This is a genomic window from Streptomyces shinuiensis (assembly GCF_043660855.1).
Taxonomy (GTDB): Bacteria; Actinomycetota; Actinomycetes; order Streptomycetales; family Streptomycetaceae; genus Streptomyces.
On record NZ_JBIHML010000001.1, the window covers coordinates 5,323,304 to 5,348,527 of the forward strand.

Below are 25,224 nucleotides of genomic sequence, written 5' to 3' on the forward strand. Positions count from 1 at the left end.
CGGTCTTACGCGGTCTCTCCGGGGCGGTTTCGTGTGGTGGCGCGACGGCGGTCGTGCTCGGTGTCGAGGTCTTCCAGCTCCCGCAGTGCCGCAGCGCGCTCGTTCTCGGTGACCGGCCCGTGCTCCTCTTCCAACCAGTCGGCCAGTTCCCGGAGCCGGGCCCGCTCCTGCTTCAGGCGCAGCGCCTCGGTGAAGCAAGCCGACAGGCCGCGCTCGGTCACTTCGGGCCGGATCTCCTCCAGAAGATCCTCCGGGATCGTGACGGTGACCTTCCTGGTTGCCGTGCGGGGCCCCGTGCCCGGTGAATCAGCCGGTCGCACGGAGTTCCTCCCGCTCCGTGCGGCAGTCGCGGCACAACTGGCCGGGCCGGGCCGCGCGGATGGCGCGTTCGCAGCCGTCGCAGGTCTGGAGGGGCAGGACGGCGGGCTTGGCGGGCGACGGGGCCGAGGCGGGCGCGGGCAGGGGCGGCTCGCCGAGGCGGAAGGCCAGGATGCGGGCAGGGCGGGCCAGGAGCCGTTCGGGCAGGCCTGCGGTGAGCGTCTCGGTGATCCGGGCGGCCTCGCTCCCGGAGAGGATCAGCCGGGGGTCGGCGGCGCGGAGACAGGCCAGGACCCGTACCGCGTCCGGATCGGCATCACCCAGCGGAGCGGGCTGAGCGGGCGGAGCCTGCGGTGACCGCACCACGGCCGGGAGCGGGTCCGGGGGAGCGGTGGCCGGTGCCGGGGGAGACGGCAGGGGCGCCGGGTCGGAGGCCGTACGCGGCGCGGGCACGTGGACGGGTGCGGGACGGGGCCGGCGGCCGGGCGGCGGGGTCGGGTCCGGGTCGTCGTCGCCCGGCGGTACGTCGTGGAAGTAGGTACGGGTACGGACCCGGCCGTCCGGCCCGCGCTCGCGCCGCCGCTCCAGGTACCCGGACGCCTCCAGCTCCCGCAGAGCCCGGGAGATCAGGATCTCCCCCTCGGAGAAGTGCTCGCACAGCGCGGTGATGCTCACCGGAGCACCGTCCGGCAGCGAGGCGATGTAGGCCGCGACCCCGATGGTGACCGCGCTGCCGGGCCGCTGCGCGAGTGCGTTGGCGAGGACGGTGAAGTTGGCGGTGAGGCGGGTGCGTACGTGAATCACGCCGGATGTCGGTGCACCGGCGCGGGCGCGCGTGGGCGCGCTAAACTGCGAGTCAGCCATCGGGAAGGTGCTTTCTTCCTGATCGGTGAGGCCCTCGATCGGGATGCCAGTCCCGGCCGGGGGCCGCAACTTTTTGCGGTTGTCGCGGTGAACGTAACCACTCGCTTTTCAAACCCGCAAGCTCATCACCCGTACGGGTGATGAGGGGAAAGGGTGGGTGGGTGGGAGGTTCTTTCTCCCGGTTCTTTAAGGGAGTTCGTGGGCCGCCGGACCCTCGTGGGCGAGGGTCCGGCGGGCCCGGGAAGCCGATACGTACCGGCCCCCGGATCGCTCAGGCGCGGCGTTCGGCCTTCAACTCGCTTATGAAGGGAGCCCAGGACGCCGACGGGAACGCCAGCACCGGCCCGTGCGGGGCCTTGCTGTCACGGACGGGGACGATGCCGGGGAAGCCGTCGGCCATCTCCACGCAGTTGCCACCCTCCTGGTTGCTGTAGCTGCTCCTGCGCCACTCGGCGCCGCTGAGATCGGGACGGGACACTCGCTTCACGGTTGTCCTCCAGCGCGGATCGGATCATGTCGAGCGACATGAGCGGGGGCAGGGCTGCCGCCCGCAGTCGATCGTATGTCTCCCTGTACGGCCTGATCTCCGCCGGTTCCTCGACGAGTTGGCCGTAGTCGGTGCCTTCCGTGTAGACCGTCTCCGGGCCGTCCGGCATCGTCAGCAGAGTCAGGGAACCGCCCAGCGCACCATGCTCGCCCTGGTCGAACGGCAGCACCTGCACGGTGATGTGACGTTCCTCGGCGGCTTCGAGGAGGCTCACCATCTGGCCTCGCATGACGGCCCGGCCTCCGATCGGGCGCCGCAGCACCGACTCGTCCAGGATCACCCACAGTTCGGGGTGGTCCGGTGACCACAGCCGTGCCTGCCGCCCGATCCGGGCCGCGACGCGTTCCTCCAACTGCTCCTTGCCGCTGAGCGTCCGGCCGACACTCAGCAGGGCTCGCGCGTAGTCCTCGGTCTGGAGCAGGCCGGGCACCACATGTGCCGCGTACTCGCAGATGGACACCGCCCGTTCCGCGTACTCCATGAACCTGCGCGACCAGTTCGGGAATGTCTCGCGGTAGACGTACGGCCACAGATCGACCAGCAGGTTGTCCGCTCCGAGGGCGTCGTCCAGCGTGCGCGCCAGATCAAGCGTCGGTCTCGCCCCGGAGGCCCGCTCGACCTGGGTGATCCGGCTGGCGACCACATGCGCCTTCTCGCCCAGTTCCGCCTGGGTCAGCCCGGCGGCGGCGCGGAGTCTGCGCACCCGCGAGCCGAACAGGGCCGCCATCGATGCCCCGGGATCAACATCCTTGGCCAAAACATCACTTCCGTTTCTTGCAGACTGGAAGGTAAGGCTTCATCCCCTTCCGAGCCTAGGCTCGCCGGTCGATCCTGAAGCACGGAACGTAGTGATCCGCCTACGTTGCGGATCGAACGAGGAAGCGAAGGACGACTTTCGTGCTGATGACGACGACCACGCCCGACGAGGACCCGCAGCCGGGCGCGGCGCACCCGGGCGACACCGGACCCCTGCCGTTCACCATGCGGTTCACGTCATCACCGAAGGGGGCGCGGCTCGCCCGGAAACTCGCCGTGCGGCGCATGGAGGAGTGGGGGTGGCCTGCCGCGTCGGACACCTCGTGCACCGTCTCCCTGCTGGTCGGCGAACTGGCCGCCAACGCGGTACGGCACGGCCGCGTGCCCGGACGCGACTTCCGCCTCGCGCTCGAACTGCGGGGGGACGTGGTCCGTATCGAGGTCTCGGACGCCTCCCCGGTCCGGCCTCCGGCCGCCCCGCCCTCACCGTCCGCCGACGACGAGTCCGGGCGCGGCCTGCTCCTGGTGGACATCCTCGCCACCCGCTGGGGTGCGGTCCCGCGCGACTCCGTCGGCAAGACGGTCTGGGCGCAAGTGGCGGTCCAGGCCGCTGAAAGGGACCACTGCGAGGACGGGGCGGTTGTGCCGGGGTGCTTGCCGGCGCCCTCCGGTGTGCCGTGGAGAATGCGTGCATGTCCATTCGAGCCGTGCGCCTGAACGAGCTGCCCGTCCTCCAGGACATCGAGAGGGCCGCAGGGCAGTGCTTCCGGGACATCGGCATGCCGGAGATCGCCGAGGACGAGCCGCTCCCGCTCGGCGAGCTGGCCCGCTACCACCGTGCCGGGCTGGCCTGGGTCGTGGCCGACGGCGCCGATGTCCCGGTCGCCTACCTGATCGCCGACCGTGTCGACGGCAACCTCCACGTCGAGCAGGTCTCGGTGCATCCGGACAGCGCGCGTCGCGGTGTCGGCCGGTCGCTGCTGGAGCATCTGGCGGCACACGCCAGGGGTCAGGGCGCTCCCGCCCTGACCCTCACCACGTTCGCCCAGGTCCCGTGGAACGCCCCTTATTACGCACGCTGTGGTTTCCGGATCATGGACGACGGTGGGCTCACTCCCGGTCTGCGGAAGATCCGCGAGCGTGAAGCGGCCCACGGCCTGGACCGGTGGCCGCGGGTCTGCATGCGCCGGGCACTGTGACGCCACGGCGGTGTCGGTGCGGGCGCCGCTCAGGGGCCGGTGGTGCCGTCCACGCGTTCCCGGATCAGGTCCGCGTGGCCGTTGTGGCGCGCGTACTCCTCGATCAGGTGGACCAGGATCCAGCGCAGTGAGACCTCCTCGCTGCCCAGGTGTGCGGCCTCCTGCTCCGAGAGCCTGCCGATCTCCTCCAGCGAGGCGCCGGCGGTCAGTTCGCGTCCGCGCGCGACCTCGGCGCGCCAGGCGGCCAGCGCCTCGTCGAGGCCGCGCTCCGGGACGAGCCCGAAGCCGTCCCGGCCCGCGTCCGCGTGGACCGGCGGCACGTCGAGGCCGGCGAAGATCCGCTGGAACCAGTTGCGTTCGACCTCCGCCAGGTGCTGGACCAGGCCCAGCAGCGTCATCTGCGACGGCTCCAGCGGGGCGGTGCGAAGCCCGCGGTCGTCCAGCCCCGAGCACTTCAGCACCAGGGTCTCCCGGTGGAAGTCCAACCAGCCCTCCAGCGTGGTGCGTTCGTCGGCGTGCGGCGGCGGGACGGTGCGGCCGTCCGGTGTCGTGGTCATGTGCTTCCTCTCCTCGGGCGTCCTCTCGTAGATCATCCCCGAAACGGGGCCGCTGCCGTCCGGACCGGACGGTCGCCGCGCACGGTCGGGGCTCCACTCGTGGTCTCCCGCGGTGCCGGGACTACCGGGTAGGCCCAGGGCCGGGAGGCGCGGGCCGGTGCCTTACCCGCTGTGCGCGATCTGAATCAGGTTGCCGCAGGTGTCGTCCAGGACCGCCGTGGTGATCGTGCCCATCTCCAGCGGCTCCTGGGTGAAGCGCACCCCGAGCCCGCGCAGCCGATCGAACTCCGCCCGTACGTCGTCCACGGCGAAAGAGGCGGCCGGGATGCCGTCCTGGGCCAGTGCCGTCCTGTACGGCCGCACCGCGGGATGGCCGGAGGGCTCGAGCAGCAGCTCGGTTCCGTCGGGATCCTCCGGCGAGACCACGGTCAGCCACCGGTCCGTGCCCAGCGGGACGTCGTGCTTCTTCACGAAGCCCAGCACGTCGGTGTAGAAGCGCAGGGCCTTGTCCTGGTCGTCGACGAAGACGCTGGTGAGGTGGATCCTCATGGTGTGCTCTCCGGGGTGTCGGGCCTGAGCCATCGGGTCACGATGAGCTCAAGGGGTTCGGTGTTCAGGTCGTGGAACTTGTAGCGGCCCTGGCGCCGTGAAACGACCAGACCGGCGGATTCCAGTACGGCCAGGTGCTGGCTGATCGCCTGGCGGGACAGCCCCAGACCGTGCTTGGTCGCCAGCCGTGCGCAAATCTCGAAGAGGGTCTGGCCGTCCCGCTCCACCAGCTCATCGAGGATGCGCCGGCGGGTGGGGTCGGCCAGTGCCTTGAAGAGGTCCTCCGCCACGGCCAACACCATAGGCAAGTTTCTACTTGCCTATCAAGGGGCGTGCCGCCCTCGCCTGATCGAAGAAGCGGGCCCCCGCTGGTCGGAGTCGTCGGATCGGAGGCGGTCGGGGGTGCGGGTGCCGGCCCGGAGACCCGCATCACCCGCCACGGTTCCAGGACAAGGCCTGACCGGAGTCCGTTGCGCACACGGCTCAAGGCCGAGGCCGCTCGTGCCGGTGCACTGCTTCCCACGGGAGCGGTGCGTGTGTGGGCGCCGTTCAGGCGCCGGTGGTGCCGTCCACACGTTCCCGGATCAGGTCCGCGGGGCCCCGCTGCGCGCGCCGCGGGGCTCCTCCGCCACCGCCCCCGGGAGGAGATGCTGGCCGACACCCCCGCCTGGAAGCGCGGGCAGGGCCTGGACCGGTCGCGACGCGCCGGCCTCAGCGCCCGGCGCGAGCGCGAACTGCTCGCCGCCCTCGGCTGGAGGTCGGGGAGCACCCGGACGGACGGCGGCGGCAGACGACGGGGCCCGGCGCCTGTTCCTCAGCCGGGGCGCCTGGCCATGACGACCACGCCCGGGCCGGTCTGCTCGTCGGCGGGGAGGCGGAGCTCGGCGACCGGGTGCAGGCCGGCCCGCTCGATCAGCTCCACGAGCTGCTCCGGCCGCCACCGGTGGGTCGTCCAGCGGACGGGGACGCCTCCGTAGGCCTCGGTGCGTGCCACGTCCTCGTCGCCGACGTGTGTCGCGGTGATGAGGTGCCCTCCCGGCTTCAGGGCGCGCGCGAACATGGCGAGGACCTGGGGAAGGACGTCACGGGGGAGGTTGAACAGCGACCACCACCCGAGCACGCCGCCCAGGGACGCCTCACCGAGGTCGAGGTCGGTGGCGGAGGCGACGTCGAAGCGGCAGTGCGGGTGGAGGCGGCGCGCGTTCTCGATCATGCGGGGGGAGAGGTCGACCCCGGACACGTCGAGTCCGCGTTCGGCGAGGTAGGCGGTCACCGTTCCGGGCCCGCAGCCGACGTCGAGGACGGGCCCGAGTCCGCGCACGGTGTCGGCGAAGGCGTCGATCGACGCCTTGAGCCAGGGGTGGGTGCGGATGTCGCCGAATCCCGTCGTCAGCACCATGTGAACGTAGTTGTCGGCCGCCCGGTCATAGGACTCACGGACCACGTCGAGATCGGCCGGGCGGTCGATAGGGGGTAAGCGCATCGGCCAACGATAGGACAGCGGCCCTGGTCGTGGGACCGTCGGCCTCCCCTTCGGGCCGAACGGCACTGGCCGCCGGGGAGGCGCGGTGTTGTCATGGGGGGGAGGACGGCGCGGACGGGCCGGCGAGGCGCGGCGGCCGGCGCCGTGAAGCGGAGGAGGCCGATGCCATGCTGTACCGCCACACGGTCGGTGACGTGATGACCGAGGACGTGGTCACCTTCCGCCCCGACACACCGCTGCCGGAGGCCGCCGCCCTGCTGGACGCGAACGACATCGTCGCGGCTCCGGTCGTAGACGACGACGGCGCTCCCGTCGGCGTCGTCTCCGCCTCCGACGTGCTGCGGCACGAGACCGGCATGCCCGATCCGCAGGGTCAGGACGGGGACGACGAGCGCTCCTGGGGCAAGGCCCGGGCCCGGACCGCGGGCGCGCTCATGAGCAGCCCCGTCTTCACCGCCCGCGCCGACTGGACGATCCCCCGGGTCGCGCGGGAACTGCGCAGGCGGCACGTCAAGCAGCTGCCGGTGGTCGACGACGAAGGGCTCCTGGCCGGCATCGTCACCCGCAGCGACCTGCTCGACGTCTTCATCCGCTCCGACGCCGAGATCCGCGACGAGGTCGAGCAGGACGTTCTGGGGGACATCCTCGGCCTGGACGAGGACGCCGTCGCGGTCGAGGTCCGGGACGGGGTCGTCACCCTCCGTGGAGACGTCCCGGAACCGCGCCTGGTCCCGGTGGTCGTGGCCCTGTGCCAGGGCATCGACGGTGTCGCCGCGGTGGGGGCCCACCTCGCCGCCGCCCGGGCGGGCTGAGCGTCCGCTCTGGAGGGCCGGGGCGTCCTGAGGCCCGGACGCCTGGCCGGCCGGGGCGGAGCGGGACCGGGGAACGACTGGTCGGCCCAGAGCTCGTTTGGGAAGCGGCTCCCGGCCCCGGCCGCCCGGCTGAGGGCGCGGTCACTGGCGGCTGAGGGCGCGGGTGATGCCCGCCGCGGTGGTGGTGGCCAGGATCCAGCCGGTGACGACGAGCAGATACGCCAGCCACTGGTACGCGCCCTGGGGCGCGAAGGCGGCCTCCTGGCCGAAACCGATGACCGGCAGCAGCAGGTCGAGGGTGTAGAAGAGGGGGGTGAAGTCGGGGGCCTCGTCGGCCTTGAGCGGGCGGGGGTGCTCCCCGGCGAAGACCAGCGTGCCGGCGAGCAGCAGCGCCAGCAGCCAGCCGCCCGCCCGCATCGGGCGGAAGCCGTAACCGACGGTCGCGTCCTGGAGATGTCCCCAGAACCTGGCGTACGGGGGCAGGGAGCGGCGGTGGCGGCGCAGTTTGGCGAGCTGCACGGTGCGGGCGCCCGCCTCGTCGCCCGCGGTGCGGTACGCGGTGGCCAACTGCTCGTACGAGTACGGAAGATGGCCGGTCTCCTCGCGCTCCAGCAGCGGCAGCCGCCGCTCGGCGGGCAGGTGAGGGGTCAGCCGCCGGTAGGTGAGCCCGTCGAGCCTGACCCGTTCGGGCCACACCTCCGGGACGGCGTCCAGCAGGTCGAGCCGGGCGCCGCGCAGGTTCACGGTGCCCCGGACCGGAGCCGCGCCGCGCAGCCACAGTTCGCCGACGGCGCAGGCGCTGACGCGCAGCGCCTGGCCGGCGGGGTTGGAGAGCCGGGCGGAGTTCAGGACGAGCCGACGGGGGATCGTGGCGCCGCTGAGGTTGACCATGCCGCGGGCGCGCAGCCGGGCGGCGCGCAGATCGGTGCCGACCGCCAGGGTCTCGGCCTCCAGGGCGAGGCCGCCCGGGTCGTGCAGCTCGGCGTCGTCGAGGTTCACCAGTCCGCCGATGGTGGCGCCGTCCATCCGCACCCGGCCGTATGCGGTGAGCCCCGCGGCCCAGACGTCGGTGCCGACCGTCGCGTGGTCGAGCTGGAGGACCGGTTCCGGCCGTTCCCCGGAGCCCTCCCGCTCCGGGCCCGGTGGCCGGCCGTCCTGCGCTCCGGGGACGCCCAGCACCGCGCCGTCGAGGAAGAGAGCCCCGGACAGCTGTGCCCCCGCGAGCCGTACGGGGCCGGTGACCCGGCAGCCGGTCATCCGCAGCACGATGTCGACGCGCAGGGTCCCGGCAGTGAGGCGGGGGAGCACCGAATCGCTCAGGACGAGGGCGCGCATCCGCGCCCCGTAGAGGTTCGGCGGCTGCTCGAAGTGGCAGGACCGCAGCCGTACGGCGTGCTCGACCGTCCCGTACATGAGATCCAGCCGGCCGGTGATGCGCGCGCCGGTCAGCTTCAGGCCGGGCACCTCGCCGCCGGTGGCGGGGCCGTCGAGCAGCAGTGCCTGCAGCACCTTGGCGCGGACGGTGCGCCCGGGGCCCCACGAGGCGCCGTCCGCCGGGTCGTCGTCCGCGCTCTCGCGCAGGTCGACGCCCTCGTTGAGCGGGAACGCCCGCCACACGCGGAGCTCGGCCCGGGTGAGGTCGGTGATCTCCACCCGGCGGATGGTGCCGTGGTTCCACCGGGGGCGTCAACTCCGTTTATGAAGAGGGTCGTTCGAGGTCACGGTATGGCTTGGGCGCCGGGCTCAGGATGAGTAGAGGGCCTCGATCTCCGCCTCGTACATCTTCGCGATCGCCGCCCGCCGCATCTTCAGCGACGGCGTGATCAGCCCCTCCCTCATGCTGAACTCCGTGGGCAGGATCCGGAAGGCCCGGATGGACTCCGCCCGTGACACCGCGTTGTTCGCCTGGGACACCGCCCGCTGGACCTCCGCGTGCAGTTCCCCGTCGCGCAGGACATCCCGGGGGGACAGCGGTTCCCTCTCGCGCAGCCGGAACCAGTGCTCCAGTGCCTCGGGGTCGAGGGTGAGCAGCGCCGCGACGTAGGGGCGGTCGTCGCCGACGACCAGGCACTGGGAGATCAGCGGATGGGCGCGGACGCGGTCCTCCAGGACCTGCGGGGCGACGCTCTTGCCGCCGCTGGTGATGATGATGTCCTTCTTGCGTCCGGTGATGACCAGATAGCCCTCGTCGTCCAGGTGGCCGACGTCCCCGGTGGCGAACCAGCCGTCCCGCAGCACCCTGGTGGTCGCCCCGGGGTTGTTGAGGTAGCCGGCGAAGACGACGTCGCCGTGCACCCAGATCTCCCCGTCGCGGGCGATGTGGATCGAGTGGCCCGGCATCGGGCGGCCCACCGTGCCGAACTTGACGCGGCCCATCGGCTGGCCGGTCACCGCCGCGGTGGTCTCGGTCAGCCCGTAGCCGTCGTAGACCGTGATCCCGGCGCCGGCGAAGATCAGGCCGAGTTCGCGGCGCAGCGTGGAGCCGCCCGAGACCGCGTACCGCACCCGCCCGCCCAGCACCGCCCGCAGTTTCCGGTAGACGGTGCGGTCGAAGACCGCGTGCGAGGCCCTGAGCACGGGGCCGGGCCCTGGGCCCGCGCCCGCGTTGTGCCGTTCCACGGCCTCGGCGTAGCGCACCGCGACGTCCGTCGCCCGGTCGAACACGTCGCCCTTGCCTGCCTCCAGGGCGGCCTGCCGGGCCTTGCGGTAGATCTTCTCGAAGACGTAGGGCACGGCGAAGACGAACGTCGGCCTGAAGGACGCGAGCGCGGGCAGCAGCTCGGCGGGCGCGATCTCGGGCTGGTGGCCCAGCAGTACGCGGTTGCGGATGCAGAAGACCTGCACCATCAGGCCGTAGATGTGGGACAGCGGCAGGAAGGCGAGGATGGCGGGCCGCTCGCCCTGCGCAGCGATGAGCCCGGGCCATCCGGCGAGCAGGATGTCGCACTCGGCCGCGAGGTTCGCGTGGGTGATCACGCAGCCCTTGGGGCGCCCGGTGGTGCCGGAGGTGTAGGTGACGGCGGCGACCGAGCGCGGTGTCACCGCGAGGCGGTGGCGGTCCACCAGATCGTCGGGTACGCCGCGCCCCAGCTCGGCCAGCTCCCTCACGCAGCCGGTGTCGAGCTGCCAGATGCGGCGCAGCGACGGCGCCGCGTCGCACACCGAACCCACCGTCATAGCGTGTTCCTCGTGCTCGACGACGACCGCCGCCACCTGCGCGTCGGCCAGGATCCAGCGCACCTGCTCGGCGGAGGAGGTGGGGTAGACGGGCACGACCCGGGCGCCGATCGTCCACAGCGCGTAGCTGAACAGCGTCCACTCGTAGCGGGTGCGGGCCATCACCGCGACCCGGTCGTCGAACCGTATGCCGTCGGCCAGCAGGCCCTTGGCCAGAACCCTCACCTCGTCGCGGAAGGCGGCGGCGGTGACGGTGGCCCATTCACCGCCCGCCGGGTTCTCACGGCGGGCGAGCTGCGCGAAGTGCGGTTCGTGTTCGGCCAGTTCGTGGACCGAGTCCGCCAGCCCTCCCTTCCGCACCGGCTCCACCACGGGCGGAAGACTGAAGTCGCGCACGGTACCCCCATCACCGAACCTCTGCCGCATCGCGTTCCGGGCGGCAGGGGGCGAAAAATACCGATGAACGCCCCTGTTGCCCAGGGCTTGATCAAAAACCGTTCCCCTGTGTGAGTTCTCCGGGCGGGCCGGGCTCGGCGACGGCACACCGGGCACGACCGCGGCCGGAGGGCGCTCCCCCCATGGGGCGCCCTCCGGCCTCGTGCCGCCCGCGCACCCGGGCGGCACGAGGTGGCGGTCAGGAGCGGAGTCGGAGGCAGGCTCGGACCGGGGCCGGGCCGGTGCTCACACCCGCTGCCACAGCGCCGGGGTGTTCGGCGGCTCCCAGCCCGGCTGCGCCTGGTGGGCCTGGAGGCAGCGGTAGGTCGCGCCCCCGTAGGTCACCCGGTCGCCGACCGAGTAGACGGTGCCGGCCTGCCAGGTGCCGCCCGGCGGGTCGGTGGGCGGGTCGGTGGGCTCGGGGTCCGGGTCGCCGCCGGCGGTCTTCAGCGTCAGGCCGTAGGCGGAGAGGATCTCGTTGACCGGCTGGTGGTACGTGGTGCCGCCGGTGCGGCAGTTGCCGGATCCGCCGGAGGTGACGCCCTGGGCCTGGTTGCCGGAGATGTAGGAGCCGCCGGAGTCGCCGGGCTCGGCGCACACGGTGGTGCGGGTCACGCCGGTGATGGTGCCCTCGGGGTAGGTGACGCTGGTGTTGTGCTGCTGGATGGTGCCGCAGTGCCATCCGGTGGTGGAACCGGAGCGGCATATGGACGAGCCCACCGCCGCCTGCGTGGAGCCCGCCACCTGGACGCTGCCGCTGGAGGTCTTCACGTACGGGGTGGCGGTCCAGTTGGAGTTGGCCGCGACCCAGGCGTAGTCGTTGCCGGGGAAGGACGAGCCCTGGAAGGTCCCCAGCGACGCCTGGTTGTAGCCCGAGACGCTGGTGCCGGTACGGCCGCAGTGGCCGGCGGTGGCGAAGCCCTGCCGGCTGTCCCTGGTGACGGGGAAGCCGACCGAGCAGCGGCCGGAGCCGCCCATGTAGTACGCGTCGCCGCCGCGCAGGTCGTACAGCGGGCGGGGCCGCTCGTCGGACCTCACCACGCGCACCAGGCCGCCGTCCACGTCCGCGGCTTCGGCGAAGGCGTGGGCCTTGCCGGTGTCGAAGGCGCGGACGACGACGGAGTTGGTCTTGACGTCGACGTACCACACCGGCGCGGCGGTGGTGGCGTTCTTCTCGGCGGCCCGGTCCAGTGCGGCCTTGGCGGCGTCGAGTTCGGCCAGGGTGTGCTCGACGACCTTGGCCCGGGCGCCCGCCCCGGTGATGGCGGAGGCCTCGGAGGCGTCGGTGGTGGCGACGGTGAGGGTCGCGGCGTCGTCGCCCGCCACCCAGGCGCCGGCGAAGTCGCCGCCGAGCGCCAGGCGCAGTTTCCCGGCGGCCGTTCCGGCCCTGCTCTCGTTCACCAGCCGGTCCTTCGCCTGGCCGGCGGTGAGACCGAGATCGCGCTGCATGGCCTTGAGCAGGCCGGGCGGTACGGAGGACAGGGCGGACGGGGCAGGGTGGGCGTCCGCCTTCCGCGGGGCGGACGCGGCGGGATCGGCCGTCGCGGTGCCCGGCAGCAGTCCGGTCAGGGCGAGCGCGCCGGCCGCCACGGCGGCCGCGCACGCGCCTGCGACGCGTCTGTGGAGCATGTGGTTCTCCTCGGTTTCGTCGGGGTGACCGAAACCGTAGACGCGGAAGCGGTGGGGGGAGGAGCTGTCAACTCTCCTCCCCCCACCGCGTTATGGAAGCCGCCGTACCCTTTGTGGCCTGCGGGTTCCGCTGCGCCGCCGCGTACGGCTCAGCGCTTGCCCACCGGGGCGAGGTGGTCCAGGGACGTGGCCAGGGTCTTGCGCCGTCCGTTCTTGGCCGGGGCGGAGACCACTTCGAGTTGCTCGAGCGCGTCCAGAGCGCGCCGGGCGGCCGTACGGGAGAGGGAGAACCGCTGCTGCACGTAGACCATGCTGGCGTTCTGCTCGGTGACGACCGCCTGCGCGATCTCGCGGAGCGTCTCGGCGTCCATCCCGGCGGCCTCAGCCCCCCGGGCGAGCGGACCGCCGGCGGACTCGGATCCGGAAGCGGCCGGTTCGGGCTCGGCGGGCGGTTCGGCGGCCGCGGCAGGCGCCTCGGGGGCTTCGGTCTCCTCGGCCGACGGGGCCGCCTGCTTCACGATGCGCGCGGTGGGCGCACCGGCGGCCCCGTCCGCGGTCCGCCCGGGCTCCGGGGCGGTGTCGTCGACGTCCCCGGCGGGCACCGTGGGGGGCGCTGTGGCGGCGGGTGCGGACGGCGTGGCACCGTCGACGTCCTCGGCAGCCGGCTCCGGCCCCGACTCTGATTCTGGCCCCGACTCTGATTCCGGCTCCGGCTCCGGCTCCGGCTCCGGCGTACGGGGCGCCAGGTCCTCGGCCACGGGGGTGGCGGGCGCCTCGGCGGCCTCATCGGTGTCCGGCGCGGACGCCTCGGCGGGTGCGGAGGGTTCGTTTCCGGCGGAGGGCTGCGGAACCGCGACCTTGCCGTCGGCGGCCTCGGCGGCCTCGGCGGCCTCGGCGGCTTCCACGGCGGCCGGGGCTGCCGGTGCGGCCTCCTCGGCCCGGGGAGCGGGGATCTCGGCGGGGGCTTCGGTCTCCCGGGCGGGCGCCTCGGCCTTCACCGCCTCCACCGTGGGGGTGGCGGGCTCATCGGCACGGGGTTCCGGCGTCTGGGGGGCCGTGTCCAGGCTGGCCGTGTCCAGGCTCTCCGAACGGTCCGGTTGAGGGGCGGAGTCGGCGGGATCGGAGATGAACAGACCGCCGACCGAAAACCGTTCCGGAGCGGCCTCCTCCACGGAGACCGCCTCCACCGGGACGGAACCGGAGACGCTCTCCCTGCCGTACTCGCGGCCTTCCGCCTCCTGCCGCGGCTCTGTCCGCGGCTCCGGTTCGGCCTGGACGGTGGCCGCCTCCTCCGGCGTCTTCTCCTCCTCCGGCGTCTTCTCCTTCTCCTCGGCCTTCTCCTCGGCCGCCTTCTCGGCCGCCTTCTCGGCCCCGCCCTGCTCGGCGGTCCGCTCACCGGCCGTCCCGCGGGCGGTACCGCGCCCGCCCGCCGGGGCGCGGCGGCCCAGCAGGACACCGGCCCCCGCCGCGACGAGGAGGACGGCGCCCCCCGTCAGGACCGGTACGGAGCCGACAACGGCCCCGAGGGCGAGCAGGAGCAGGCCGACCAGCCCCAGGGCCGCGGACAGAGGCGCGGCCGTCCTCGTACGGTTCTCCTCGGCGGGACGCGGAGCGTCCCCCTGCGGGACCGGCGCCTTCGCGGCGGTCCGGCCCGCTCCTCGGCAGCTTCGGCCTTCGCTCTCGTGGTGGCCGATGACCCCGTCGGTCACCGGCGCCCGCTGCTCGCAGACCGGGCATGTATCGCGACGCATTCAGCCCCCTTGTGGCACTTCCCAGGACGACGGACTGTAGCGGACCGGGGGATGTCATCGTGGGGGTGGTACCGGCACTCCGCATCCGTCCGGGCGTACGCCCCGACCAGCGGCCCGCCGGTCGCCGCGCAACTCCGTTCTGCTACGGGACTCTTGGCGGTGGGGCCGGGCGGGCCGCCGTGGCGCCGGCCAGGTGCCCCGGCGTGTCGTGCGAGGCCGTCTCGTCCGACTGTCATCCCGCGGTCATCCGACCGCCGCCGGGGAAGTCGCGCCGAACCCGGGGTGGTCGGCCAGCCACTGGGTGTAACTGGCGCTGCGGGCGGCGGCCTCGGTGTGCGCCGCGCGGGCCTGGGCGACCACCGGGCCCGCGACGTCCGCCGCGGGCGAGCCCGGATGCCAGCCGACCAGATGCCGCCAGCGCAGCGGAGCCCCGGCCAGTGGACGGGTCACCACGCCCGGGGCCGGCGGGAACGTAGCCCGGCACAGTCCCACCGCCCGCCCCACCTGTACCAGATGGACGCACGAGGCGGTGTCGGTCTCGTAGACGCGGGCGGGGGTGAACCCGGCGCGGGCGCAGACGGCGGCGAAGCAGTCCGCGAAGCAGCCGTCCCCCGGCACGTCCGTCCAGGACTCCCGGGCCAGCTCGGCCAGTTCCATTTCGCGCCGTTCGGCCAGCGGGTGGTCCCGGCCCAGCATCACGAACACCGGATCGACGGCGATCTCACGCCACACCAGCCGGTCCGCCGCGGGCGGTGGACTCTCCCCGCAGGCGCCGACCAGGGCGAAGTCCACCCGCCCCTCGACCACCAGCGCGGCGATCTCCCGTTCCGACCAGGAGGTGCGCGTGGTCACCGCGACCTGCGGGTGGGATTCCGCCAGCCGGTCCACCAGGCCGCCCAGCAGCGGCCCGTGCGTACCGCCGAGCCGGAAGCGCGGCATGCCCTCCCACGCCCGCGCGAACCGTACGGCCTCCTCCTGGAGTTCGCGCACCGCGGGCAGCAGCACACAGGCACGGTCCAGCACCAGTTCGCCCAGCGCGGTCGGCCGGACCCCGAACCGGCCGCGGACGAACAGCGCCCCGCCCAGGGCACGTTCGATCCGCTTGAGCTGTGCGCTGAGTGCCGGCTGGGCCAGTCCCAGCGCCGTGGCCGCCCGGGTGAGACTGCCCGCGTCCGCGATCGCCCGGATCGTCTTCAGGTGCCGCAGTTCCAGGTCCATGCCCGACAGCTTGGGCCGCCCGGTACGCGGGGGCAATACATCGGCGGGGGATTGGTACGGACCACAATTCCGGTGTGCGGTCGCCGAGTCGGCGCCCGGGTCGGGCTCTGCGCGTGTCCGGGGCAGCTCAGGGGTTCGACTCGTCCATGGCCGCCTGGCGGCAGTGGCAGCAGGCCCCCTGGGGGCGTCTGCGCTTCACCCTCGCCGAGGCCGACCTCCTGCGTCATCTGGGCGGACTCGGCGACGGCCCCCTGCGGATCCTGGACCTTGCCGGGGGAGACGGCGGCGACGCCGTCCGGCTCGCGGCTCGCGGCCGCCGCGTGACCGTGGTGGACCTCGCCCCCGGGATGCTGGCCGTCGCGGAGGGCCGGGCCGGGGCGGCCGGAGTCGCCGACCCCGTCACCTGCGTCCGGGCCCGCGCCGAGGAGTTGCCGCGGGAGATCGCCTCGGGCGGCTGGGACGCCGTGCTGTGCCACAACCTCCCGCCCTACGCGGAGGTTCCGGCCGCGGCGGAGGAGATACTGGCGGCGGCCGTGGCGCCACTGCGGGAGGGCGGCGTGCTGTCGGTGATGGCCGTCAACCGCCACTGCGCCCCGCCGGTCGCGGCCGTACGCGAACTGGACCCGGCCGCCGCGCTGGCGGCCCTCGGCCGGGACCGCGCCGACGGCCGCACCTTCGGCACCGGCATGACGCTGTACATCGCCGAGGAGATCGCCTCCCGGCTGGAGGGCCTGGGCTGCCCGGGTGCGGCGCACTACGGCATCCGCAGCGTCAGCGACTACATCACCGACGACGAGCGCAAGCACGCCCCGGCCTTCTACGCCGGCCCGGAGCGGCTGGAACTCGCGCTCACCGACCGGCCCGCCCACCGGCACGCCGGCCGCCTCTTCCAGTTGATCGCTCCCCGGGAACCCGCGGAGCCCGCGCCCCCGGCCCGGCCGGGAGCCTGACGTCCCCCCGGTCTCGTCACCCGGTCAGGGCAGGGTGAGCACGCGCGGGCCCTCGTCGGTGACCGCGACGGTGTGCTCGATGTGGGCGGCCCGGCTGCCGTCGGCGGTGCGCAGCGTCCAGCCGTCGGCGTCGGTGCGGTAGGCGTCGCTCCCGCCGGCCATCAGCATCGGCTCGATGGCGAGGACCAGGCCGTGGCGCAGGGGGAAGCCGCGCCCGGGGCGCCCGCGGTTGGGCACGTGGGGGTCCTCGTGCATGCGGCGGCCGATGCCGTGGCCGCCGAAATCCCGCGGCATGCCGCAGTGGGCCGCTTCGGCGACGGCGCCCACGGCGTGCGAGATGTCGCCGATCCTGTTTCCGGCGGTGGCCGCCGCGATGCCCGCGTCGAGCGCCTCCCGGGTGGCCTTGACCAGTTCCAGGTCGGCGGGCCGGGGAGTGCCCACGACGAAGCTGACGGCCGCGTCGCCGGTCCAGCCGTCGAGCTCCGCGCCGCAGTCGACGCTGACCAGATCGCCGTCGCGCAGCCGGTAGCCGCCGGGGACACCGTGCACGATCGCGTCGTTGACGGAGACGCAGACCACCGCCGGGAACGGGGTGGGCGCGAAGGAGGGGTGGTAGCCCAGGAAGGGTGAACGCGCCCCCGCCCCGGCCAGGACGGCGCGCGCCGCCTCGTCCAGCTCCCGCAGGGACACGCCGACGCCCGCCGCATCCCGGGCGGCCGCGAGGGCCCGGGCCACGACGCGCCCGGCCTCCCGCATGGCCTCAAGCGCCGCGTCGGTCTTGATCTCCACCATGTTCCACCGCTCCCTGTTCCCGCCGTGCCGTTCGCACCGTGCCGTCCGCATCGCACAGGACCGGCGCGACCCAATTCTTATACCGGTATTAGTATCACGGCCATGGTGAGAACTCCTCTGACCCCGTGGGAGCGGCAGCGCGGGGAGCGGCTCGGCGCGCTGCTGCGCGAGGCGCGCGGCGGACGCAGCATGGTGGAGGTCGCCGCAGCGGCCGGGGTGTCGGCGGAGACGCTGCGGAAGATCGAGACCGGACGGGCGCCGACTCCGGCGTTCTTCACGGTGGCGGCCCTGGCGGCCGTACTGGGGATCTCCCTGGACGGCCTGACCGCCGCCTGTGTCCGGGACGACGGCGAAGACGGGCGCGCCTTGTCGGCGTAGCGCCTCCCCCCCCTTCGGCCCGGGGCGGAAGCGGAGGCCGCCCGCGGCGGGCCGGTGGCCGCGTGAGTCCCGGGCCGGACGGGAAAGTCCGTGTCTCGCCGGGGGCGGCAGGCGCGGGAGAGTGTTACGAGACGAGACGTATCGTCTCGTCAAGTGGTACGGTTCCGTCATGTCCAGACAACCGGCGGCCGCCCGGCGCAGCGCGGCCTCCCGTGCCGCGATCCTGAACGCGGCCTTCGAACTGGTCGGCGAGGTCGGCTACGGCAGGCTCGGCATCGAGGCGATCGCCTCGCGCGCCGGGGTCGGCAAGCAGACGATCTACCGGTGGTGGCCCTCGAAGGGCGCGGTGCTGTTCGAGGCGATCCTCGTGCGCAGCTTCGGGGACGCCGAGGAGCCGGTGCCACTGCCCGACACCGGGGATCTGGAGGCGGACCTGCGCACCGTCCTGCGGGCCACCGCGCTGGAACTCGCCGGCCCCGAGGCGGACCGGCCGCTGCGGGCGCTGACGGTCGCGCTGGTCGAGGACGAGGCCCTGGCCGAGGAGCACCGGGTCCGCGTGGAGGAACCCACCCGGGAGGCCAAGCGGGCCCGGCTGCGGTCCGCGCAGCGCGCGGGCCAGCTCCCGGCCTCCCTGGACCTGGACATCGCCGTCGACGCGATCTTCGCGCCGATGGCGCAGCGGTGGCTGACCCGCAGCGGGCCGCTGACCGAGGAGTACGCCGACGCGCTGCTGGAGACCGCGCTCAACGGTCTGCGACACCACGGCCCGGAATGAAGGAGGAAGCATGACGGGGACCTTCGCCGAAACGGGGGACGGCTACCGGCTGTGGGCCGAGACCGCCGGAGACGAAGACCTGCCGCCGCTGCTGCTCGTCATGGGCGCCGGCGCCTGCGGCCTCGGATGGCCCGACGAACTCGTGGCCCGGCTGGCGCGGCACCACCGCGTCATCCGCTACGACCACCGCGACACCGGCCGCTCCACCCGCGCCTTCCAGGAGCGCCCCTACGCCGTCCGCGACCTCGCCGGTGACGCCGTGGCGGTGCTGGACGCGCTGTCCGTCGACCGGGCGCACGTGGCGGGGATGTCGATGGGCGGCTACCTGGTGCAACTGCTGCTCCTGGACCACCCGCAGCGGCTGCTCAGCGCAGCGCTGTGGGGCACCTCCGTACTGGGCGGCGCGCGCCCCGACCCGGAGATCCCCGACGAGGACCTGCCCGGCCCCGACCCGCGCCTGCTCGCGATGTGGGAGCGGATGGGGCAGGAACGCGGCCAGGAGGCCGAACTCGAGTGGCGGGTGGAGCACTGGCGCCTGCTCAACGGCGGCGTGATGCCCTTCGACGCCGAGGAGTTCCGCGACCTCGAACGCCGGGTCGCCGCCCACAGCGGCACCTGGCGCGAATCGTCCGCGCACGCCCTGGCCGACCAGTCCGGCATGGACAGGGGAGGGGAACTGGCCCGGGTGACGGTCCCGACGCTGGTCGTCGACGCGCCCGAGGACCCGGTCACGCCCCCGCCGCACGCGGCCCGGCTGGCCCGCGCGATCCCCTCCGCGCGGCTGGTGACCGTCCCCGGGCTCGGGCACGCGCTCGGACGCGCGGCCGTGCCGCCGCTGGCCGACGCGCTCCTGGCCCACACCCGGGCCGCCGGCGCGGGCGGCCGTACGTCCTGACCGTCCCGTTCCGCCCCGCCCAGGACCCGGACGGGGCGGAAACCGGGATGCGGCGGAAGGGGCCGGCCTGTGAGGATCAGGCGTGTGAACGGCGGACCACGAGACTCCTGGAACATCGCGCCCCTGCCCGTCGGGCATCCCGACTCCGCGGCCCTGCTGCGCGCGTACTACGACGACATCGTCGGCCGCTACCACGGCCGCCGCGCCACCCGGGAGGAGGTCCACGCGGCGCTCGCCGAGGAGCCCAGCGACGATCTCGCCCCTCCCACCGGCCGCTTCCTGGTGGGCCGGTGGGAGGGGCGGCCCGCCGGGTGCGCCGGCCTGCGCCTGCTGGACGCGCGGACCGCCGAGCTGACCCGCCTCTTCGTGCTCCCCGGCGCACGGGGGACGGGCGGTGGCGCGCGGCTGCTGGCGGCGGCCGAGCGCGCCGCCGCCGAGGTGCTGGGCGCGCGGGTGATCCGCCTGGACACCCGCGCCGACCTGGTCGAGGCCCGCGCCCTGTACGCGCACGGCGGCTACGCCGAGATCCCCGACTACAACGGCGGGAAGTACGCCGACCACTGGTTCGAGAAGAGGCTCAGTCCGTCACCCTGAAGGCCCCCTTCGCGCCGCGTTCGGCGTCGCTCATGATGTGCGAGACGAACGGATAGGTGCCGGCCTCGGGGAAGGCCAGCTCCACGAACCCGCCGGAGGCCGGGGCCAGATCCAGCACCTGCGCGCCGCCGCTGCCCGGATCGTCCGGCCGCAGCCGGTAGGCGCCCTCCTGGTGGACGGTGTCGAACTGGCCGCCGACGACGTGGAAGGCGCTCGGCCGGTTCGGCCCGGCCGCCAGCACCCAGATCCGTACCCGCTCGCCGGCGCGGACGGCCGGCGGGTCGTAGGCGTACTGGTTCGCGTAGCCGTTGAAGACCACGGCGTCGGGCCGCAGGGCCGCCACCTTGTCCGCGTCGGCGGTGCCGCCCTGCCCGCCCAGGTACAGGTCGGACTGGACCAGCAGGAACTCCCGGTCGACCTCGGGCAGTTGCGGCGGGTCGATGATGACGGCCCCGTACATGCCGTTGGCGATGTGCAGCGACATCGGCATCGTGGAGCAGTGGTACATCCACACCCCGCTGCGCTCGGCGGTGAACCGGTAGGTCAGCGACTCGCCGGGGGCGATGGTGCGCATCGGCTCGTCGGGGGTCAGGACTCCGGCGTGGAAGTCGATGCTGTGGCCGATCGACCCGTCGTTGACCAGGGTGATCTCGAAGGTGTCGCCGACCCGTCCGCGCAGCACCGGGCCGGGCGCGGTGCCGCCGAAGGTCCACAGGGTCTGCTGCACCCCGGGGGCGACCTCGCGCACGGTCTCGCGCACCGTCAGGGTCCGGCGTTGCAGGCGTGGCCCGGAACCGTCGGCGGGCGGCAGCGCGGCGTCGCGGGCGGTGAAGCCGGGGGCGGGCTCGGCCGAGGGGTCGAACGCGGAGGCGGCGGACTCCTTGCCGGCGCCGCCCTGTTCCCCGTACTCCCCCTTCTCCCCGTGCTCCGCGGACTCTGCGGGCTTCTCTCCTCCGGCCGCCGCACCGCCGCCGCTTCCGCCGGTGACCCGTACGCCGAAGACCATGCCCGTCTGCCGGTGCCCCACCACCGAGCACCAGCCCTCCAGATCACGGCCGACGACTCCGGCGTCCAGCGTCTCCCGCTCGCCGGGGGCGAGCCGGCCGGTGCGGGCGCCGGACTCCAGCACCAGATCGTGGCTGTCCTCGCCCTCGTTGCGCACCTCGATCACCAGGCGGTTCCCGGCGGGCACCTCGACGGATGCCGGGTGGAACCGCATACCGCGCATCACCACCTCCACGGTGGTGGTCTCGCCGGTGGCCTCCGCACCTCCGTTCGCCGCGCCGTCCGCCGTGCCCGACGCGGCACGGGGCAGGACCGGAAGGGAGCGCACATCCGCCGCGCCGCCGACCGCGACCGCCAGCACCACCGCCGCCAGTCCCGCGGCGACGCCGCCCAGGACGCGGTGCGGGCGGGGTTCTGCGGTCTGCTTCCCGGCCGACGGTGCGGGCGGTTGCGCGGAAGACCGTGCGTCAGGCGCCGAAGCCCCGCCCCGGCGGGCCCGCAGCCCGCGTACGACGGTGCGGACCAGCAGCACCAGGAAGGCGACCAGCACCCCCAGCAGCAGCACCGAGCCCACCACCCGGACCACCGACGGCACCGGCAGCAGGCACAGCGCCAGCGCGGCGTTGCCCGCGGCCAGCCGGAAGGGACCGCCCCGCTCCAGCCCGGCGGAGGCGGCCCGTACGGCGGCCGGCCCGCCGCCGAGCACGACCGGCACCAGGAAGGTCAGCGCCCCCAGCAGGGTCTGGGCGATCCACCCGGCGGCCAGCGGCGCGGTCAGGGCCGGCACCCGCGCCGCCGCCTGCGGCCAGGAAGGCGAGGTCAGCAGGATCCAGACCAGGCCCGCCAGCGAGCCGAGCAGCCACACCCCGCCCGCCGCCACCGACCAGGTGGCGAAGGAGTGCGGCGCCTTCACCCGCGCCTCGCGCGTCCAGGGCACACCCGCCACGGCCCACCCGGCGGCGTAGGCGGCGGCCCCGGCGGCGGCCAGGGGCGGCGGGCCGGCGAGCACGGCGACGACGGTCATGCCGAGCCCGCCGAGCAGTACGGGCAGGGCGCGGCGGCCCGCGCGCTCCGCGCCGTCCGCCACCTTGGTGCGCAGCATCGTGGGCCACAGGGTGATCAGCGTCCCGGCCACGGTCAGGCCCACCCAGCCCAGCAGGTTGACCAGTTCATGGGCCGTCAGCAGCCTCGCGTGGAGGCCGCCGGACAGATCACCGCGGGCCATGACCACACCCAGCACGGCACCCGCGGGCAGCAGGCAGGCGGCGGCCATGTAGTAGCGCACGGTCATGGTGAAGCGGCCGGGCAGGGCGCGGCGCATCAGCCGCACCAGCCACACCGCGTGGGCCGCCACCGCGCCCGCCACGGCCGCCCCGCCCACCAGGACGGCCGGCCACACCCCGGCGGCCATTCCGCCGATCACGGCGGCGGCGCCGGCGTTGAGGCAGACCAGCCGCCATACGGCCGGGGCCCCTCGGTTCGCCTCCGGCAGCCGCAGCACCGAGGCGGCGAAGTGCCCCGACCAGATGACGATCGCGTTGCTCACCGCGCCGAGCAGCAGCAGATGGGCCATCAGCCAGCGGGCGGACGGCAGGAAGTGGTGCCCGGCCGCCGCGGCGGCGAACAGCGCCAGCCACAGCGCCACCACCGCGTTCGCGCCCAGGTGCCAGGAGGCGCGCGGTGAACGCCCGGCGGGCGGCGGGGGCGGGCCGCCGGGCGAGGGGGGGCGGGGCGAAAGGAGCGTCACCGGGAGACCTCCGGGGCGGACTGGCTGGGCCGGGAGGTCCGGGCGGTCCGGGAACGTCGGGCGGCGACCATCGAGAGGGACGCCGCCACCGCCGCGAACAGCAGCACGGCGGCGATGTTGAGGGCCCCGCCCAGCCGCCAGGCCCACTCCACGCCACGCAGGTCGCCCACCAGGACGCGCAGGGCCAGCGAGAGGTGCAGCAGCCAGGCCGGTACGGCGAGGGCGGGATGGTAGGGCAGGGGGCGGCGCAGCACCGCGGGCAGGATCACCGGGGCATGGGCCATGATCATCGACAGTACGAAGCCCAGGAACACGCAGTGCACCACCGCGTCGTACCGCGGCCCGCCGGCGATCGGCCCGTACACCAGCCACAGCGCCCCGGCCAGGCCCAGCCAGGCGTAGCCGGCCAGCAGGCACGCGGCGCCGAAGCGGGGCAGCCCTGTGGAGCGCAGCGTCCGGCGGGCGACGTCGTACGCGGTGAGCCGGCCGACCAGGGCGAGCAGCGCGGCGCCCAGCAGCAGGGTGCCGGCGGCGGGCCACAGCAGGGTGGCGACGGCCCCGGCGAGTACGGCGCCGGAGCAGGCGAGGAAGGTGTGCTCGGCGCGGGGCGGCAGCAGGCCCACCCGGGACAGCTCCAGCCGCTCCCCGGCGATGGTCAGCACCGGGAAGGCGGCCAGCCAGGGCAGCAGCCGGGGCACGTCGAGTCCGCCGAGCCACAGCAGCGCGGCGCCCAGCGCGGCCACCGCGCCCCCGGCCTGCACGGCCAGGGCCGGGCCGGGCTGGCGCCGCCACAGCCGGACGTAGACCGCGAGCAGGACGGCGGCGCCGGAGGCGAGCAGCAGCCCGCCCGGACGAAGCCCGCCGGGCGTGATCAGCAGCAGGCCGCCCGCGCCCAGGCAGGCGGGGGAGAGGTACCCCCAGCGGTCGCCCAGGGCGACCGCCCGCTCCAGCGACACCAGTGTCCCGGCGAAGCCGAGCACCAGCAGCACCCCGTGCGCGCGCGGCAGCCGGTCGGCGCCGACGGGGGCGGGCAGGCCGAGCAGCAGCAGGGCGGCGTCGAGTCCGGCGAGCAGGGCCAGCCCGGCCGGCAGCAGCAGGACGGCGCGGCGGGCACCCGTACGCCGGGCCGCGGCGGCGGAGGCACGGGCGGGCGCGGGTGCCGCCCCGGCGCCGGTCACCGGGCTCCTTCGGCGTCGTCGTCCCCCGACGGCCCGCGCGGTCCGGTGTCCAGGCTCAGCCGGCAGGCGTCCGGTTCGGCGAAGGGATGCAGCGCCACCCGTTCCGCGTCCCCGCCCAGAGCGGTGAGACCCGCCCTGACCAGGCCCTCGTGGACGGCGCAGACCACGCCGGGGTACTCGCGGGCGGCCTCGACGAAGGGGCAGCGCGGCAGCCGCACCTCACGGGCGCCCTCGTCCGGCTGCGGGGCGAAGCCGATCTCCTCCAGCAGCGCCAGCACCCTTACGCGCGCGTCCCCGGGATCGCGCGCGGGCCCCTGCCCGGCGAGCAGGGCGCGGCCCCACTCCTCCCCGGCGGCCAGGGCGTCGGCGCGCGGGTCGGGGCTGGAGCGGGCGATCCGCGCGGCGAGGACGGTGGCCAGCCCGGCGTACTCGCGTACGGCGGACTGCTGCGGAGCCCGGGCCCGGTAGAGCCAGGCGGGCCGGCCGCGGCCGTCGGCCGGAGCCCGCTCGCGGGCGGCCAGGGAGGCGTCGACCAGGGCGTCGAGGTGCTCGCGGACGGTGTTGGCGTGCAGCCCGCACTCCGCCGCGAGGCCTGCGGCCGTGACCGGTTCCGTCCGGCCGCGCAGATGCAGCAGTACCGCCCTGCGCTGCCGGGAGACCGGCGGATGGCCGTCCGGGCCGCCGCCCGGCAGTGGACCCTTATTTTTCACGGACATGTCCGTAGTATATTGCGAGCGTCGGCCCCGGAGGACCTGATGCGGGCCGCCCACCCTCGGGAGGAAAGCCATGAGCACTCTCACCCTCGCCTCCGACCCCCGGGACGCCGCGGCCGTCGAAGCCGTCGAGGCCCACCACGCGCAACTCGCGGATCGGTTGGCCGGACGCGTCGCGATGCTGCTGGACGCGGCCGACCGCGACCCGGCCGCCGCCGACGAGACCCGCGCGGATCTGATCGCCTTCTGCGACCGCGAACTCCTCCCGCACGCCGCCGCCGAGGAGTCCGCCCTCTACCCCGCCGCGCACCGCACCGCCGAGGCCCGGCTGCTGGTCGACGGCATGCTCGCCGAGCACCGCAGGATCGGAGCGCTCGTCGACGCACTGCGCGCTCCGCTCACCCCGGCCCGCGCGGCGGCCGACGCACGGGCGCTCCAGGTCCTCTTCGAGGAACACCTGGACAAGGAGAACGACCTGGTGCTGCCGCTGATCGCCGCCGCGCCCGACGTCTCCCTGGCCGAGATGCTCGCCGGGATGCACGAACTGCTGGGCGGCCGCGAGGAGCCCGGCCACGAGGAGCCGGGGGGGACGGGCGGGACCGGCGAGGAGGGCGGCTGCGGCGGAGGCTGCGCCTGCGGGGAGACGGACGCCGGGGAAGCGCCCGAGCTGGACGTGCGCGAGGTCCCGCACGCCATCCGCCACGCCACGGTCTTCGGAGCGCTCGAGGCCGTCCCCGAGGGCCGGTCCATGGTGCTGGTCGCGCCGCACGACCCGCTGCCCCTGCTGGCCCAGATCGAGAAGCGCACCGGCGGGGCCTTCGCGGTGGAGTACCTGGAGCGCGGCCCGCAGGCCTGGCGCCTGCGCCTCACCCACCACTGACACGGCCGCCCTCCGCCCGTGC

General features: G+C 74.4%; 25 protein-coding genes and 2 pseudogenes. 10 read left to right on the forward strand and 17 right to left on the reverse strand.

From position 1 onward, the window contains the following. Positions 1-5: 5 nt before the first annotated feature. The 4 genes from ACGRHY_RS24150 to ACGRHY_RS24165 form a co-directional block, all read right to left on the reverse strand. A complete protein-coding gene (locus ACGRHY_RS24150; RefSeq protein ID WP_394637412.1) occupies positions 6-221 on the reverse strand; it encodes a CopG family transcriptional regulator in 216 nt (71 codons plus the stop codon). An 85-nt stretch (positions 222-306) separates the two neighbouring features. Beyond that, positions 307-1,182, reverse strand: coding sequence for a hypothetical protein (locus ACGRHY_RS24155; protein WP_394637413.1), 876 nt, complete (start codon positions 1,180-1,182; stop codon positions 307-309). A 271-nt stretch (positions 1,183-1,453) separates the two neighbouring features. Beyond that, positions 1,454-1,582 (reverse strand): DUF397 domain-containing protein, encoded by a 129-nt coding sequence (locus ACGRHY_RS24160; RefSeq protein ID WP_394638181.1) that lies wholly within the window; start codon positions 1,580-1,582, stop codon positions 1,454-1,456. After that, entirely contained in the window at positions 1,545-2,456 is a 912-nt protein-coding gene (locus ACGRHY_RS24165) for a helix-turn-helix domain-containing protein (protein ID WP_394638182.1), read from the reverse strand. Before ACGRHY_RS24165 ends, ACGRHY_RS24160 begins: the two co-directional genes overlap by 38 nt. Before the next feature lie 176 nt (positions 2,457-2,632). Between ACGRHY_RS24165 and ACGRHY_RS24170 the strand changes: the two are divergent. Continuing rightward, positions 2,633-3,091 (forward strand): annotated as a pseudogene (locus ACGRHY_RS24170) (ATP-binding protein); the annotation flags it as partial. Positions 3,092-3,177: 86 nt separating this feature from the next. Then, positions 3,178-3,684, forward strand: coding sequence for a GNAT family N-acetyltransferase (locus tag ACGRHY_RS24175; protein ID WP_394637414.1), 507 nt, complete (start codon positions 3,178-3,180; stop codon positions 3,682-3,684). 29 nt (positions 3,685-3,713) lie between these two features. On the opposite strand, the gene ACGRHY_RS24180 is transcribed toward ACGRHY_RS24175, so the two are convergent. The 3 genes from ACGRHY_RS24180 to ACGRHY_RS24190 form a co-directional block, all read right to left on the reverse strand. After that, a complete protein-coding gene (locus ACGRHY_RS24180; protein ID WP_394637415.1) occupies positions 3,714-4,241 on the reverse strand; it encodes a DinB family protein in 528 nt (175 codons plus the stop codon). A gap of 162 nt (positions 4,242-4,403) precedes the next feature. Continuing rightward, positions 4,404-4,790, reverse strand: coding sequence for a VOC family protein (locus ACGRHY_RS24185; protein ID WP_394637416.1), 387 nt, complete (start codon positions 4,788-4,790; stop codon positions 4,404-4,406). Continuing rightward, positions 4,787-5,080: an ArsR/SmtB family transcription factor gene (locus ACGRHY_RS24190; RefSeq protein ID WP_394637417.1), complete on the reverse strand. Its 294-nt coding sequence runs from the start codon at positions 5,078-5,080 to the stop codon at positions 4,787-4,789. The genes ACGRHY_RS24185 and ACGRHY_RS24190 overlap by 4 nt, the downstream gene beginning before the upstream one ends. 306 nt (positions 5,081-5,386) lie before the next feature. On the opposite strand from ACGRHY_RS24190, the pseudogene ACGRHY_RS24195 reads away from it, so the two are divergent. Then, a pseudogene (locus ACGRHY_RS24195) lies at positions 5,387-5,539 on the forward strand (oxidoreductase); the annotation flags it as partial. 65 nt (positions 5,540-5,604) lie between these two features. Here the strand turns inward: ACGRHY_RS24195 and ACGRHY_RS24200 are convergent. Then, complete coding sequence (locus ACGRHY_RS24200) at positions 5,605-6,273, reverse strand: class I SAM-dependent methyltransferase (RefSeq protein ID WP_394637418.1); 669 nt, start codon at positions 6,271-6,273, stop codon at positions 5,605-5,607. Between the two features lie 167 nt (positions 6,274-6,440). Here ACGRHY_RS24200 and ACGRHY_RS24205 point away from each other — a divergent pair, with 167 nt between their 5' ends. Continuing rightward, positions 6,441-7,085, forward strand: a complete 645-nt coding sequence (locus tag ACGRHY_RS24205) for a CBS domain-containing protein (protein WP_394637419.1) — start codon at positions 6,441-6,443, stop codon at positions 7,083-7,085. Positions 7,086-7,226: 141 nt separating this feature from the next. On the opposite strand, the gene ACGRHY_RS24210 is transcribed toward ACGRHY_RS24205, so the two are convergent. The 5 genes from ACGRHY_RS24210 to ACGRHY_RS24230 form a co-directional block, all read right to left on the reverse strand. Further along, the gene (locus ACGRHY_RS24210; protein WP_394637420.1) at positions 7,227-8,738 is read right to left on the reverse strand and encodes a membrane-associated oxidoreductase; all 1,512 of its coding nucleotides are present in this window, start codon (positions 8,736-8,738) and stop codon (positions 7,227-7,229) included. 90 nt (positions 8,739-8,828) lie between these two features. Continuing rightward, positions 8,829-10,658 carry an AMP-dependent synthetase/ligase gene (locus tag ACGRHY_RS24215; protein ID WP_394637421.1) on the reverse strand — a complete coding sequence of 610 codons (1,830 nt, stop codon included), beginning with the start codon at positions 10,656-10,658 and terminating at the stop codon, positions 8,829-8,831. Positions 10,659-10,943: 285 nt separating this feature from the next. Continuing rightward, entirely contained in the window at positions 10,944-12,326 is a 1,383-nt protein-coding gene (locus ACGRHY_RS24220) for a carbohydrate-binding protein (RefSeq protein WP_394637422.1), read from the reverse strand. Positions 12,327-12,475: 149 nt separating this feature from the next. After that, positions 12,476-14,077 (reverse strand): DNA translocase FtsK, encoded by a 1,602-nt coding sequence (locus tag ACGRHY_RS24225; RefSeq protein WP_394637423.1) that lies wholly within the window; start codon positions 14,075-14,077, stop codon positions 12,476-12,478. A gap of 243 nt (positions 14,078-14,320) precedes the next feature. Beyond that, on the reverse strand, positions 14,321-15,295 hold the full coding sequence (locus tag ACGRHY_RS24230; RefSeq protein WP_394637424.1) for a LysR family transcriptional regulator: 975 nt from the start codon (positions 15,293-15,295) through the stop codon (positions 14,321-14,323). A 113-nt stretch (positions 15,296-15,408) separates the two neighbouring features. Here ACGRHY_RS24230 and ACGRHY_RS24235 point away from each other — a divergent pair, with 113 nt between their 5' ends. Continuing rightward, positions 15,409-16,245, forward strand: coding sequence for a methyltransferase domain-containing protein (locus tag ACGRHY_RS24235; RefSeq protein WP_394637425.1), 837 nt, complete (start codon positions 15,409-15,411; stop codon positions 16,243-16,245). A gap of 24 nt (positions 16,246-16,269) precedes the next feature. Here the strand turns inward: ACGRHY_RS24235 and map are convergent, their stop codons facing one another. Beyond that, positions 16,270-17,037, reverse strand: coding sequence for a type I methionyl aminopeptidase (gene map / locus ACGRHY_RS24240; RefSeq protein ID WP_394637426.1), 768 nt, complete (start codon positions 17,035-17,037; stop codon positions 16,270-16,272). A 102-nt stretch (positions 17,038-17,139) separates the two neighbouring features. On the opposite strand from map, the gene ACGRHY_RS24245 reads away from it, so the two are divergent. The 4 genes from ACGRHY_RS24245 to ACGRHY_RS24260 all read left to right on the forward strand — a co-directional run bounded on the left by ACGRHY_RS24245 (position 17,140) and on the right by ACGRHY_RS24260 (position 19,679). Further along, entirely contained in the window at positions 17,140-17,415 is a 276-nt protein-coding gene (locus ACGRHY_RS24245) for a helix-turn-helix domain-containing protein (protein WP_394637427.1), read from the forward strand. A gap of 169 nt (positions 17,416-17,584) precedes the next feature. After that, positions 17,585-18,190 carry a TetR/AcrR family transcriptional regulator gene (locus ACGRHY_RS24250; RefSeq protein ID WP_394637428.1) on the forward strand — a complete coding sequence of 202 codons (606 nt, stop codon included), beginning with the start codon at positions 17,585-17,587 and terminating at the stop codon, positions 18,188-18,190. 10 nt (positions 18,191-18,200) lie between these two features. Then, positions 18,201-19,085, forward strand: coding sequence for an alpha/beta fold hydrolase (locus tag ACGRHY_RS24255; protein WP_394637429.1), 885 nt, complete (start codon positions 18,201-18,203; stop codon positions 19,083-19,085). A gap of 84 nt (positions 19,086-19,169) precedes the next feature. Continuing rightward, on the forward strand, positions 19,170-19,679 hold the full coding sequence (locus ACGRHY_RS24260) for a GNAT family N-acetyltransferase (RefSeq protein ID WP_394637430.1): 510 nt from the start codon (positions 19,170-19,172) through the stop codon (positions 19,677-19,679). Here ACGRHY_RS24260 and ACGRHY_RS24265 read toward each other — a convergent pair. From ACGRHY_RS24265 to ACGRHY_RS24275, 3 genes are read right to left on the reverse strand one after another with little or no spacing between them, the layout of a single operon-like run. After that, positions 19,663-22,431 (reverse strand): multicopper oxidase domain-containing protein, encoded by a 2,769-nt coding sequence (locus tag ACGRHY_RS24265; RefSeq protein ID WP_394637431.1) that lies wholly within the window; start codon positions 22,429-22,431, stop codon positions 19,663-19,665. The two genes, ACGRHY_RS24260 and ACGRHY_RS24265, sit on opposite strands and share 17 nt — an antisense overlap. Then, positions 22,428-23,609, reverse strand: coding sequence for a DUF8744 domain-containing protein (locus ACGRHY_RS24270; protein WP_394637432.1), 1,182 nt, complete (start codon positions 23,607-23,609; stop codon positions 22,428-22,430). The genes ACGRHY_RS24265 and ACGRHY_RS24270 overlap by 4 nt, the downstream gene beginning before the upstream one ends. After that, on the reverse strand, positions 23,606-24,325 hold the full coding sequence (locus ACGRHY_RS24275; RefSeq protein WP_394637433.1) for a helix-turn-helix transcriptional regulator: 720 nt from the start codon (positions 24,323-24,325) through the stop codon (positions 23,606-23,608). The genes ACGRHY_RS24270 and ACGRHY_RS24275 overlap by 4 nt, the downstream gene beginning before the upstream one ends. Positions 24,326-24,395: 70 nt before the next feature. On the opposite strand from ACGRHY_RS24275, the gene ACGRHY_RS24280 reads away from it, so the two are divergent. Beyond that, complete coding sequence (locus tag ACGRHY_RS24280) at positions 24,396-25,202, forward strand: DUF2249 domain-containing protein (RefSeq protein ID WP_394637434.1); 807 nt, start codon at positions 24,396-24,398, stop codon at positions 25,200-25,202. Positions 25,203-25,224: the final 22 nt, after the last annotated feature.

Excerpts from the sequence above, each read along its gene's own strand:
- ACGRHY_RS24155 (WP_394637413.1), bottom strand. The coding sequence starts at position 1,182 with ATGGCTGACTCGCAGTTTAGCGCGCCCACGCGCGCCCGCGCCGGTGCA.
- map (WP_394637426.1), bottom strand. The coding sequence starts at position 17,037 with ATGGTGGAGATCAAGACCGACGCGGCGCTTGAGGCCATGCGGGAGGCC.
- ACGRHY_RS24255 (WP_394637429.1), top strand. The coding sequence starts at position 18,201 with ATGACGGGGACCTTCGCCGAAACGGGGGACGGCTACCGGCTGTGGGCC.
- ACGRHY_RS24165 (WP_394638182.1), bottom strand. The coding sequence starts at position 2,456 with ATGGCGGCCCTGTTCGGCTCGCGGGTGCGCAGACTCCGCGCCGCCGCC.
- ACGRHY_RS24225 (WP_394637423.1), bottom strand. The coding sequence starts at position 14,077 with ATGCGTCGCGATACATGCCCGGTCTGCGAGCAGCGGGCGCCGGTGACC.
- ACGRHY_RS24175 (WP_394637414.1), top strand. The coding sequence starts at position 3,178 with ATGTCCATTCGAGCCGTGCGCCTGAACGAGCTGCCCGTCCTCCAGGAC.
- ACGRHY_RS24250 (WP_394637428.1), top strand. The coding sequence starts at position 17,585 with ATGTCCAGACAACCGGCGGCCGCCCGGCGCAGCGCGGCCTCCCGTGCC.
- ACGRHY_RS24220 (WP_394637422.1), bottom strand. The coding sequence starts at position 12,326 with ATGCTCCACAGACGCGTCGCAGGCGCGTGCGCGGCCGCCGTGGCGGCC.
- ACGRHY_RS24160 (WP_394638181.1), bottom strand. The coding sequence starts at position 1,582 with ATGGCCGACGGCTTCCCCGGCATCGTCCCCGTCCGTGACAGCAAGGCC.
- ACGRHY_RS24280 (WP_394637434.1), top strand. The coding sequence starts at position 24,396 with ATGAGCACTCTCACCCTCGCCTCCGACCCCCGGGACGCCGCGGCCGTC.
- ACGRHY_RS24205 (WP_394637419.1), top strand. The coding sequence starts at position 6,441 with ATGCTGTACCGCCACACGGTCGGTGACGTGATGACCGAGGACGTGGTC.
- ACGRHY_RS24185 (WP_394637416.1), bottom strand. The coding sequence starts at position 4,790 with ATGAGGATCCACCTCACCAGCGTCTTCGTCGACGACCAGGACAAGGCC.
- ACGRHY_RS24245 (WP_394637427.1), top strand. The coding sequence starts at position 17,140 with ATGGTGAGAACTCCTCTGACCCCGTGGGAGCGGCAGCGCGGGGAGCGG.
- ACGRHY_RS24200 (WP_394637418.1), bottom strand. The coding sequence starts at position 6,273 with ATGCGCTTACCCCCTATCGACCGCCCGGCCGATCTCGACGTGGTCCGT.
- ACGRHY_RS24230 (WP_394637424.1), bottom strand. The coding sequence starts at position 15,295 with ATGGACCTGGAACTGCGGCACCTGAAGACGATCCGGGCGATCGCGGAC.
- ACGRHY_RS24275 (WP_394637433.1), bottom strand. The coding sequence starts at position 24,325 with ATGTCCGTGAAAAATAAGGGTCCACTGCCGGGCGGCGGCCCGGACGGC.
- ACGRHY_RS24180 (WP_394637415.1), bottom strand. The coding sequence starts at position 4,241 with ATGACCACGACACCGGACGGCCGCACCGTCCCGCCGCCGCACGCCGAC.